The sequence below is a fragment of the Streptomyces sp. NPDC102441 genome (genome assembly GCF_044765585.1).
GTDB lineage: Bacteria > Actinomycetota > Actinomycetes > Streptomycetales > Streptomycetaceae > Streptomyces.
In genome coordinates, this window is record NZ_JBIWKH010000008.1 from 215,246 (window position 1) to 228,027 (window position 12,782).

At 73.5% G+C, this 12,782-nt stretch carries 2 protein-coding genes; both read right to left on the bottom strand.

Annotated elements, in window-relative coordinates; translation table 11 throughout:
- Positions 1-53: 53 nt before the first annotated feature.
- Positions 54-6,662, bottom strand: a complete 6,609-nt coding sequence (locus ACIREO_RS19575) for a beta-ketoacyl synthase N-terminal-like domain-containing protein (protein ID WP_404111515.1) — start codon at positions 6,660-6,662, stop codon at positions 54-56.
- A gap of 42 nt (positions 6,663-6,704) precedes the next feature.
- Positions 6,705-12,758: an SDR family NAD(P)-dependent oxidoreductase gene (locus tag ACIREO_RS19580; RefSeq protein ID WP_404111518.1), complete on the bottom strand. Its 6,054-nt coding sequence runs from the start codon at positions 12,756-12,758 to the stop codon at positions 6,705-6,707.
- Positions 12,759-12,782: the final 24 nt, after the last annotated feature.

Here is a 12,782-nt window from a genome sequence, read left to right on the forward strand (position 1 = left end):
ACTTGCTTCCCGCATGCTGGGTGTCACACGAATCTGCCCACCTCCGGCTCCGGTCACCTGGTACTTCTGCCCATGGTGTTCGGCGGACGGCCTGCCTCGGACACCACGCGCATACCCAGCCCCCGTACCCGGTAGATGCATGTGTCATCGCCCCAGAGCGAGGCGTCCGCCACCGCGAAGGCGCCCCGCTCGTCCGTGCCACTCTCCACGATGTCCATGTCCACCCGGACCAGCCGGTGGGACGGCGTGATCTGGCCGCGGTACGTCCAGGCCGCCTCGTGGCCCGGCAGCACCGGTTCGAACCTGGGGTCGGGGACGGCGCCGGCCGCGCCGCGTTCGAGCAGGTGGTACTGGAGCAGTTGGCACATGGCCTCGATGCCCAACGAGCCCGGCTGCACCGGGTCCTGGAAGAAGTGGGCCCGGAAGAACCAGGCGTCCGGGTGAACGTCCTTCTCCGACCGCAACCGGCCGAGTCCGGCACTTCCCCCGTCCGGCCAGTAGCCCGTGATCCGGTCCAGCATCAGCAGCATGGGGCCCGGAAGGGACGGCTTCCCGGCGCAGTACCGGGCGGGCCGGGCGGTCAGATCGACCGTACGGCCGCAGGGCTCGTCGAGGCGGGCCCGCTCGTCCGCCGATGTCGCGAGACCCGGCTGGTCCTCGAAGGCCGACGGAGGGAAGTAACCGAAGACCGTGGAAAGTTCGAGCACGGGCACGGCGTCGGCCACGCACGACACCCGGAACGACTCGATGATCATGTCCCCGCTGCATGACACACGCGTCAGTTCGGCACGGGTACGGACCGTACGCGTCGCCGGGGTCACCTCGCCGGTGACCGTTCCCGACCCGTCGAGGTTGCGGAACAGCAGGTCCACGTCGGTGGTCAGCGCGCTGCCCACGTACGAGGCCAGCCACCCGCACGGTTGCAGCGCGATCTCCATGAGCACGGCGAACGGCATGGCGTGGCCACCGCTCTGCTCGAAGTACCAAGCCTCCGCCGGTACGTCGTACTCCGCGACGACGGTGCTGCCCTCCCGCATCCCGGCCTGCGGCCCGTCCACCGAGGCGATCCGGCTCATGAAGTGGTACGGCGGCCCGGGGAGCCGGGCTACCTTGCGGGTGCCGTCGAAGGGCTCGTACATCGCGCCGAACGCCTCGCTCGGCCGGCCCCAGGCGCACGCCAGCAGCGAGGCGTAGTCGAAGGGGAATCCGTCGGCCGTCGCAGCCACCGGCTGCTCCTCCCGGTGCCCGGCCAGCCCGCCGAGCCGCGGTAGCGGCACCGGGAGCCCGCTGACCTGGGCGAGGGGCGGGCCCGACTGCCGCCAGTGCGTCAGCGGCCAGTCGGGGACGAGACGCAGCGCCATGCCGCGGCCCAGGAACGCCTTCGTCCCGTCCACCGAGCCCAGCACGTCGGCGTACAGGGTCGGCACCGGCCCGGCCGAGGTGCCGCGTACGAAGACCTCGTAGACGACCCGCCGGCCTGCCGGGGTCGCCTGGCCCCGGCACATGGCCTTGTGGGGGAGCCCGCTGACCGGTTCGAAGCGCCAGCCGTCCCGGTCCAGGGTGAAGCCCATGGCCGCCAGGTAGAACGCCATTGCCTGGAGACCGCCCTGGAGCATCAGAGTGCCCGGCATGCAGGGGTCGTTCTTGAAGTGCCCGGCGAAGAACCAGTCGTCCGGCGACAACGAGGTCTCGGCGCGCAGATAGCCTCGGCCCCACGGGCCTCCGGCCGGGTCGAACGCGGTCACCTCGTCCAACAGCCGCAGCCGGTCCTCGTCGAGCCTCGGCGAACGGACATGGGACGCCGTCGCCTCCCAGCCGGGCCCGAAGCAGTCCGACGGCCGCCCCTGCATGAAGGCCCGCACCCGGTCCATGCCGAAACGGGCCTGTTCGCAGCGCACGGCAGGCGGGTCGAGCGGCAGGTCGTCGCCGGGAGCGTGTTCAGCGGGATCCCACCGGACACCACCGCTGTCGGCGAGCTCCGCGGCTGTGAAGAACCCGGCCTGGCCCTCGCGGACACTGAGCCGGAGCCGGCCGTCCACATAACAGTCGTAGTGGAAGAAGGCCAGCCGGACGCCGTCGTCCTCCGCGTGGCCGTCGACATGGATCTCGAAGCACAGCGTGTCACCGGCCTGCGGCGGATCGCCGTGGAACGTCACCTCGCAGCCCAGCAGCCGGTAGGCGCGCTCATCCCGGCTGAGGAGGTCGACACCCAGCCAGCTGAGCAGAAGCAGATCGGCCTGGCCCGCCTCGATCAGCAGACCGGCCGGCATACGCCCCGTGGAGTCCAGGTACCAGCTGCTGGGCAGGACGTCGGTCTCCGTCCAGATCCTCCCGTCAGTGCGCACCGGTTCCGGCATGGTGAGCGCCGCGGGCACCGCGTCGATGCCGGTGACCCGGTCCGCGAGCAGCATGGGCGGCTCGGGCATCCGGGTCTGTACCGCGTATGTGTCCTGCTCGGCGAACCGCGGGCCGAACAGGGTGGAGATCTCGCGGGAGGCGAGGTGCTCCAGTTGGGCGCGGTCGAACGCCGGCCCCGGCAGCGGCCGGGGCCCCGGGCGCACGGGGGCCGGAGGCTGGATGGCCGGACGCCGTGCGGTGCGGCCTGACGGCCGTACGGGAACAGGCCCGGGGGCCGTCGCTCCGGCCGCCGTCAGCGCCGTGACGGCGAGCGCCGACACCCGCAGGAACCGCTGATGGGCCTCGGTGTGCGCGGCCATGACCTCCTGGTGCAGTGCGGCGACCCGCAGACTCTGCCGGGCGACCGAGGCACGGATTCCCGTCGCTCCCGGTTCCTGCGCGGCTTCGGCGGGCGGCCGGGGGCGTTGTTCCACGGCATCGGGGGAGGGCACGACGAGAACGGCCGGGGTGGTGAGACAGCCGGGGACCCGGTCCGGTACCGGGGCCAGCTCGGGGGCCGGAGGCATGACGGTCACAGCAGGTTCCAGGGGCGGCAGGCAGGGAGTCGGGGGCACGGGAACGGTGACGGTGGGGCCGCGCCGCGGGAGTTCCGTGGCGGCTTCGGCGAGCCGGGCGAACAGCTCGTCGGCCCGCACCGGCACTCCGGCGACGACGAGTTCGGCCACCGCGAGGCACAACTGCCGCAGCCCGGAGTCCTCCGGGGAGTCCAGTGCGACGGCCACATGCTCCCGGCCGCCGAGCACCCGCTTGATCCAACCGGTGCACAGTTTCAGCGGCCCGTGCTCCACGAAGACCCGGACACCGTCGGCCCACGCCTGCTCGACCATGGCCGCGAAGTCGATCGTGTTCAGCCCCTGGGCGGTGATCGCCTCGGCGGCCCGCTCGGCCGTCGGCCGGTACGCCTGCCCGGTGGCCCCGCTGTAGAACCGCACCCCGGGCACCTCGACCGTGGGACGGTGGTGGGCCTCGCGCCAGACTTCCCGGACTTCCGCCAACTCCGGTGCGTGCGCGGCCATGTCGTAGTCCAGCTCGATCGCACGGTCGGCGCCGATCCTGGACACGACGGCCGCGCACGCCCGGGACTCGCCACCGATGACGCAGACCCCGGGCGCGTTCACCGCCATCAGATGGACCGCGGCCTCCCCGGCGAGCTCCGCGCGGACCACTTCCAGGGGGGCGCCGACCAGATAGCTCGACCACTGGGATCCCCGGATGCCCCGCCGCTGCCAATGGCGTCGGACTGCCCGGAGCTCACCGGTGAGTTCGGTCGTGAACAGACCGCTGTCCCGGGTGGCTTCGTAAAGCCCCGCAGCGTCCGGCCAGGCCCCCAGCGCGACCAGCGCGGTCGACTCACCCGAGGAATAGCCGAGCGCGGCGTCCGGCCGCAGCCCGAGTACCTCGCGGCTGAACGCGGTGTGGAGAACGCCCACTTCGGCGGCGGCCCAGATCTGGCCGAGCACCCCGTGGACCGGACCGGACCGCAACCGCGTGCCGAGTGCCCGGTGCCCGTCACGGACGGCCTCGCCGAGTGACGGCAGGGCGAGCATCAGCTCATGGCCCATCCCCGGGTACGCGGCCGAGCCGTTCGTGTACACGAACGCGGTCTGCCCGGTGACCGGCCCGTCCCGGTACAGCACATCGGCCGGGCGGACCCCGCCCTGCGTCAGCCATCGACGGGCGGCTTCCTTGCGGTCCGCCGGTGTGGTGTCGCCGTCGACCACGAGCGCCAGCCGGGCCGGGCCGGCCGAGGACTCCGTGCCCGAGTCCAGTGCGGCCAGCACCTCATCCCGGTCGGCCCCGGAGAAGACGTGCAGGCGTGGAGCCGGGCCCCGCAGCCACGGCCGGGCGTCCCCCGCGCGCAGCCGTACGCTCGCGGCCGGCCCCTCCAGCGGCGTGACCACGGCCCGCGCGGTACGGGCGACTGCCGCGGTGTCCGCAGGCCCGCCCGGGCGGGGTACCGCGCGGTGCTGGAGCGACAGTGCCGCGACCGCGACGGAGACCAGCCCGTACGCGGCATGAGCACGCCCGAAGGCCGACGCCGGATCGAACAGCGCGTCGGGGCCGTCACCGATGACCATGTCGGGCTCTTCGGCGGACCCCTCGTCCAGCAGGGCGACGACGGTGTCGCCGTCCCTGCGCGCGGCGTCCAGGGGCTTGAGGACCAGGACGACGGCCGCGTCCCCCGGATCGTCCTCGCTCCCGAGCTCCCGCAGGGCGGCCCGGTGCACCGCCTCGCAGGACAGGTCGGTGGCACCGACGAGTGCGGCATCAACCTCCCCCGAGCGGATGGCCCGAGCCGCGACCTCCAGCGCCACCAGCCCGGACGCCTCCTCAGCGGACACCGCGAACCCCGGCCCCGCCAGGTCGAGTTGGGTGCTGATCCGGCTCGCCACGAGGTTCGGCATGCTGCCCACCACCCCCTCGGCGGTCATGGGCGGCACGAACGTGTCCCGGGACGAGCCGGCCGGCGGCAGCGTTCCGCCCGGGACAGCGGCCTGCTCCAGCCAGTACGGAACCCGCCAGCGGGCGCCCGCCCGGGCCACCTCGGGGTCCACCCCCATGCCGATGACCACCATGGTCCGCTCGCGAGGCAGGGACACCGCCCGTGCGGCCTCCCGGGCGGCCTCCAGCACCAGAAGCTGGTGGCGTACGGTCCGCTCCAGCCCCGACGGCGGGAAGCACAGGCCCGTGAGCTCCACGGCGATTCCCGTGGCGGGGCCGCGCCGTTCACCGCCCAGCACCGCCCGGCGGAAGTCCTCGGTGCAGGTTCCGTCGCCGACCCGGGCACCGAGAGCGACGATCGCCACCGTACGTCCGCCCTGCGCGCCCCGAACCGGGGCCGGGGCATGGGCGGCAGGTCCGTCGGGCCGCCGCCCGGCGGTCACCGGGCTGGGTGCCGGTCGCGGTACGGCGGACAGGGGATCCTCGTCCGCACAGTCCACGACCAGGTGGGCGTTGGTCCCGCCGAACCCGAAGGCGCTCACCGCCGCCCTGCGAGGCCCCGCCCACTCCTCCGGCGATGTGAGAACCCGCAACGGAGTGCCCGCCAGCGCCTCCAGCGGCTGCCCCGCGCCGAGCGTGGCCGGACGGATTCCCGACCGCAGCGCACCGAGCACCTTGAGCAGCCCGGCCACGCCCGCCGAAGCCAGCAGGTGCCCGACGTTCGACTTCGCCGACCCGATGGGCACGTCGTCACCGGCCCCGAAGACCCGGGCCATGCCCCGCACCTCCACCGCATCGCCGACCGGCGTTCCGGTCGCATGGCACTCGACCAGCGACACCGACTCAGGAGCGACGCCCGCCATGTCGTAGGCCAGGCGCATCGCCCGTACCTGACCCTCCTCAGACGGGCTGATCAGCCCGGAACCGCGCCCGTCGTTGGACAGCCCCACACCGCGGATCACGCCGAGCACGGGCAGGCCGGCAGCGCGAGCCTCGGGCAGGCGCATCAGCGCGACGAAACCGGCGCCCTCGCCGTGCACCAGCCCGTCCGCGTCCCGGTGGAAGGGGCGGCTGCGCCCCGTACGGCTCGTCGCGGACAGCCCGCAGAACCCCACGTGCAGGTAGAGGGGATCGGGTCGGCTGACCCCACCGGCCACCATCAGGTCGGCCGTGCCGTCGTGCAGCCGGTCGCACGCCAGCTTGATCGCGTACAACGAGGACGCGCACGCGGCGTCGAGGGCCCACGCCCCCGCGCCGAGCCCGAGCGCACGGGCCGCGAGCCGGGCGGGCAGCCCGGAGGAGAAGCGGTTGCGGGCATCAGGGCGCGCACGGCGCTCACCCGTCAGCAGGGCGTCACGGAGCGGGGGCCGCTGCGCGGACAACCAGACGTGTTCGGCGAAGGCCGCCCCGGCCGGTGTGGGGTACGACAGGTTTCCCAGCACCAGACCCCCGCGCGGCAGCGGGCCCGTGCGGCCCGCCTCCGTGAGCGCCTGCCGCACCCCGTACAGGACCCAGTGGAAGAGCGGGTCCAGCGAGGAGATCCGCTCCGGGGCGATCCGGAAGCCGCTCGGATCGAAGACGGACTCGAACCCGTCGACATAACCACCGACATCGGTCCAGGTGCGGTCGAGGTGGTCGTCCACCGAGCCCATGGCCCAGCGGAGCGGCAACCGCCACCGGCCCGCCGGGGCGGCCGACAGGCTGGTGCGGCCGGCGGCGATGTTCTCCCAGTACGTGTCCGGGTCGAGCGCGCCGGGCAGCACACAGCCCCGGCCGACGACGGCGATCGGTTCAAAATGCATGCGGGTGCTCACTTCAAGGCAGGGCGGAGGCCGGGGACGAGGTCAGGAGGGGCGGCGGACGAGTTCGACACCGGTCAGTTCCAGCCGGACGGACCCGTCGGCGTCGATCAGTGCCGCGTCGCAGCGCGCCCCCGTGTCATGCGCCTTCCGCCCCCGCACGACACACCGCACGGTGCCGTCCACCGGGCCGCGCCGGTGCACCCTGCACTCGGCGACGGCCATCGGCAGCATCGCCGCCCCGAGTACCGCCTCGCCCCAGAGCAGTGCGAGTTGGAGCGCGCCGTCCACGGCAGCTGGGTCGAGCGGCCAGTGCCCGCCCGGCCAGTTCAGGACGCGCACGCCCGCGACAGTGGCCTCGGCCCCATGCTCCGAGACGCCTTGCACTGTGCGCAGGGCATGGAACCGGGGACCGTGGAAGAGGGCCTCCCTGTCGTACACATCGGCCGGGACGAGCGGCTTCAGGCCTTCCGGGGTGCCCCAGGCGGCCGGATCCGGCTCCCCGGCCCCGGTGTCCAGCACGGCCCGGAAGTGCGCCAGGCCGTCCTCGCCCCGCAGCTCCGCCTCCAGACCCGAAGGCGAACCGGGTGCGCCCCGGCTGCCGAGCAGGGTGAGCCGGTGGCCCGAACCTGCCAGTTCCGCCAGGGCGAACTTCTTGTACACGCGCAGATCACGCAGGACGAGCGGCCCGGAGCCCGGCAGCCACGCTCCGGCTGCACCCGCGAACCAGTTCAGGACCATCGCCACGGGCAGAACGGGGACCTCGGCGGGTACGTGGTCGGCCAGCTGCGGAAGGGTGTCCGAGCGCACCAGCACCTGTGCCCGGGGCTGACCACCGGCCGGGGACAGGGCCGCCGGGTCGTCCCCGGCCGTAAGGACGACGCGGGCCTCACCGGCGGTGCCGTCCAACTCGGCCGTGAAGGCGGCCGCTCCCTGCTCCAGGGGGATGAGCGGGACCCCGGACCGGCCGAAACGCGCGGCCAGGTCGGGTGTGACCATGCCGCCCTGCCAGGGGCCCCAGGCAATGCACCGCACCAGGCAGCCGGGGCGGCGGGCCTGTTCGGCCGACGCGACCTGATGGAGGACTTCGTTGGCCATGGCGTAGTCGCTCTGCCCCGTGTTGCCGAACACGGCGGCCACCGAGGAGAACAGGCAGATCATGTCCAGAGGATCTTCCGCCGTCGCCGCCAGCAGCGCCCGCAGACCGTCCACCTTGGTGGACATCACCAACTCGGCCTGCTCGTCGCTCTTGTCGGCGATCAGCTTGTCGGCCAGGACACCCGCACCGTGCACGATGCCGGTGACCGGCCCCCACGTGTCACGTACGTCGCGCAGGGCTGCGGCGAGGGCGTCACCGTCACGTGCGTCCACCCGGACGTACCGGACGGGTGACCCGGCCGCCACTAGTGCCGCCAGTGTCGCGCGCACCTCGCGCGCGGCCAGAATCCCCCTGGCCCGCACCGCGATCCGGGCCGGCGAGGAGTCCGTCGCGTCCGTGCCGGAGCGCTCCGCGAGCAGCCGGGTGAGCGTCGGCTCGTCGGACGCCGAAGCCAGGTCGGCGGGCTCGGCGGCCGGGTCGGTCCTGCCCACCAGCACGATCCGCGGACCGTGGGTCCTTGCCAGGTCCAGCAGGGCGGCGGCGGTCACCCCACGGGCCCCTCCGGTGGCCACGATCACCGAGTCGGAGGTGATCCGCCGGGTCTCACCCGGCATCACCGGCTCGGGCACCATCCGCAGGAGGGTGCGGGTGCCGTCCGCGCGGAGACCGACCTCCATGTCGGCTCCGCCTTCGAGCAGTTCCCGCACGATCGCCTCGGCGACCTGCTCGTCGTCCCGGCCGCCCCGCTCGCAGTCGACGATCCTGACCGAGGCGTCCGGCCACTCCTTCGCCGCGGTCCTGGTCAGACCGGCGATCCCGCCGAGCCAGGCGTGGGCGGGCGCGTGGCCACCGAGCCCGAAATCGCCCCCGGTGTCCTGCACAGTCACGAACAGGGCACACCCTGCCGCCGCTCGCGCCGCGCGCAACGCCGACAGATGGACCTCCCTCGCCTCCTGTGGCCCGCCGCTCGCGGTCAGCCCCCCGAGATGGACGACACCGTGTGTGTCTTCGGGCACCTCCGCCGCAGCGGTGGCGTCCACGCCGCGCTCCGTCAGCTTCCGGGCGACGAGACCGGCCGGCCCGGACCCGTCCGTGCCCTCGCCGGTCACCACGACCGGTCCGTCCAGCAGCCCCGCCGTCGCCAGGCCGGAGGCCGGTGACTCCGTCGCGCGCGGTACCAGCCTCGTCAGCACCACTTTCCCGTCGGCCCCGGCACGCGCGGCGGGAAGCCCGGAGGGCCCGGAAATCCCAAGGGGCTCCGGTGCGGCGGGGGCGATCACGGCCGCGGGTGAGCCGGCCGTGGTCCGGGCACCCCGCGCCGGGCTCCCGGGAGGCCGGGCGCCGGCGGTGAGCGCCTCCACGATCTCGCGCAGCGTGCGGAGCCTGCCGAGGTGCCCGACGTCTCCCGCCGCCACGTCACCCACCTGACGGCGTACGGCTGACAGGATCTCGACGCGCTTGATGGAGTCGACGCCCAGGTCCGCCTCCAACTCCATGTCCAGGCCGAGCATGTCGGTGGGATAGCCGGTGAGCCGGGCCACCACCGACAGGAGCAGCTCCTCCAACTCCGGCGGCGTCAGGGGCACGACACCATCGGCCGGAGCCGGAGCCGGAGCCGGAGCCGGAGCCGGAGCCGCAGCCACGGGGGCAGCGGACGCGGCCGGGGCGGGCACGGTTGCCGTGCCACCGGTTGCGACCGGTACCGGTGCGCGCTGTGGTGACGAAGCGCGGGGGAGCGGCAGCGGCGCAGGGGGAGCTGGTGCGTCGAGCGCCTCACCCGTGTGGGGCGCCCCGAGCATCGCGGCCAGGGTCGTCTCGGTCATCCGCAGAAAGGCCATATGGCTGTCCGTCAGCATGCGTTGACAGGCCGCGTGGGCCTCCGCGGTGTGCCGCTGGACGTTCTCGACCGTGGCGTACCAGTCGGCGCCCACGGCGAATCCGGCCTTGGCGCCGTAAGCTGCGTCGGCCTCGTGCACGGGCCCCGGCGCCAGTGGCGGTACGGCGTCAAGGGCGTTCGCCGCTTCGTGCGGGGCCTCCGGTTTCCAGGGTACGGAGGGGGCCGCCGGAGGGCCGGACGCGGATACGGGCACGGGGGCGGCCTGCGGTCGGCGCTCCGGTTCGCTTTCCGGTGCGGGCGACGGTTCGGCGGCTGCGGCGCCGGACGTGTAGGGCTGACCGTAGTTGGCTCCGCTGATCTTCACGGTCATTCGGGGCTCGCGCTCCTTCGCTGGGGCTCCGGGCGAGGCGTACGGCGCCCAGAGGGTTTCGAGATCGAGGGGGACACCGCGCACGGCCAGTTCACCGAGCGCGGTGTGCAGAGTGCTGACTCCGGACCGGCCGGGCCGGTCCAGGGGAACGGCCGCGTGTTCGCGGTCGCCGAGGATCTGTCCGACCAGGCCGGTCAGCGCTGTGCCCGCGCCGATTTCGACGAAGGTCCGCACCCCCGCCGCGTACATCGCCTCGATCTGGTCCTGGAAGAGCACCGGTGAGGCGAGATGAGTGGCGATCCGGCGGCGCACCTCGTCGGGCGGCGACGGGTACGGTGCCGCGTCGATGTTGCCGTAGACCTCGATCCTGGGCTCCGTGAGCGGCACCGTGCGGAGGTATGCGGCGAACGGCTCAGTGGCCGGGGCGACCAGCGGGCTGTGGAAAGCGGTCGACGTGGCCAGCCGACGGGTGCCCGTCCCCTCGGCCGCGAACGCCTTCTCGGCGCGCAGGACAGCCTCCCGCGAACCCGAAAGCACCACTTGGCGCGGGGAGTTGTGGTTGGCCGCCCAGATCTCGCCGAACCCGCCACCGGCCAGCACCTTCGCCACGTGCGCGCGGTCCGCCGCCACCGCCAGCATCGCACCCGGTGTGACGGCCGCGTCCCGCATCAGTTCACCGCGGCGACGGGCCAGACCTACCAGCGCCCCCGCTTCGAGCACACCCGCGCAGTGCAGCGCCACCAGCTCACCGAAGCTGTGGCCCGCCACGCAGTCCGGCCGCAGGCCCAGCTCTCGCACCACCTCCAGCAGTGCGAGCGCGTGCACGGCGAGCGCGGGCTGCGCCCACTCGGTGGCGTCCAGCAGGGACCGCCGGGCCGCCCGCTCCTCGTCGGTGAAGGCGGGGGGCGGGAACACGACCCGGTGCAGGGGCCGCCCGTCGAAGCGGGTGCCGCCCAGCCGGTCCCACACGGCCTGGGCGGTCGGCGCCAGCATGGCGAGGTCAGCCCCCATCCCGACGTACTGGGACCCCTGCCCCGGGAACAGGAATCCGACGCGGCCGGGTGCGGGCTCCCCGTACGCGTACCGGATGCCGGTGGGTGTGGAGAACGACGTGCCGGGCCGCTGCCGGATCGACGCGACCGCCTGCGCGTACTTCTGGCGCAGGTCCTCACCGTCGGTGGCGACGATGGCCAGCCGCACCCACGCGGCGGGTGAGAAGGCGCCGTGGCTCTCCCGTGCGGACGCGGCCAGGGGGCGGCCGTCGTCAGTCTCTGGTGGCACCAGGTCCGCAGCGGAGGCACCGCTGAAGAGGACGAGCTCGCTCGGCGCCGTGCGGTGCCGCAGGGCCGCACGGCCCTCGGTGCCCGTGGGCTCGTACTCCTCCAGTGTGACGTGGAAGTTGCTGCCGCCGAAGCCGAAGCTCGACACCGACGCCCGGCGCGGATGCCCAGCGGGCCGTACCCAGGGGCGGGTCTCGGTGTTGACGTAGAACGGGCCGTCGGGGGCGGCGGCCGCCGGGTTCGGCTGTTCGACCTTGACGGTCGGCGGCAACACCTTGTGATGCAGGGCCATGACCGCCTTGAGCAGCCCGGCCGCACCCGCCGCGCACTTGGTGTGGCCGATCTGCGACTTGACCGAACCGATCGCGCACCACTGTCCGTCCGTACGGCCTGACGCGCCGAACACCTCGCCGAGGGCTGCCAGTTCGGCCGTGTCCCCGGCCTTCGTGCCGGTCCCGTGCGCCTCGACCAGCTCCACGGTCTCCGGTCCGTAACCCGCTTCCTCGTAGGTGCGTCGCAGAGCCCGTGCCTGGCCGTCGGGGAGAGGGGCGTAGATCGCCGTACTCCGGCCGTCGGACGAGGTGCCGATGCCCCGGATCACCGCGTGGATCCGGTCGCCGTCCCGCTCAGCGTCAGACAATCGTTTCAGCGCGTACATGACGACCGCTTCGCCGAGCATGGTGCCGTCGGCCGAGGCCGAGAACGGTCGGCAGTCACCGCTGGGGGACAACGCGGGCGTCTTGGAGAAGCAGAGGAACATACCGATGTCGTTCCCGGTGTCGACGCCTCCGCTGATCACCAGGTCGGCCCGGCCCAGCGCCAGCTCACCGACCGCCGTGGACAGGGCGGCCAGAGAGCTGGCACAGGCGGCGTCGGTGGTGTGGTTGATGCCGTGCAGATCGAACCGGTTGGCGATCCGGCCCGCGACGACGTTGCCGAGCAGCCCGGGGAAGGACGACTCCCGCCACGGCGCGAAACGAGCCGAGATGCGGTCGCACACAGCCTGCGCCTCGGCTTCCCCGAGTCCGCTCTCCCGCAGCCCCGCGAGCCACAGCGGGCGCTGGGTGCGCCCGTACATGTGCGGCAGAAGTTCCAGGGCGGCAGCGCCGAGGACGACGCCGGTCCGGTCCCGGTCCACCCCTGCCAGGCCGCCGGCATCCGTCAGCACCTGGTCGGCGACCATCAGGGCGAGCAGCTGGGAGGTGTCCGTCGTCGCCAGGTTGGCGGGAGGGACCCCGTAAGTCATCGGGTCGAAGTCCACCTCCGGCAGGAAGGCGCCCCGACGGGCGTACGTCTTGTCGGGGGCGGCGGGGTCCGGGTCGTAGTGATCCTCCACCCTCCAGCGGGAGGCGGGCACCTCGGTGATCAGGTCCCGGCCTCCGGTCACGATCCGCCAGTAGCCGGCCGCGTCCGTCGCGCCGGGCACCAGAGCGCCGACGCCGACCACGGCGACGGGAATCCGGCGAGAGGGGGAGTCGTACAAGGTCTCTCCTGGGGGTGGGGCCGTCGTCATCTGCGCCTTGGTGGGTCCGGGGCC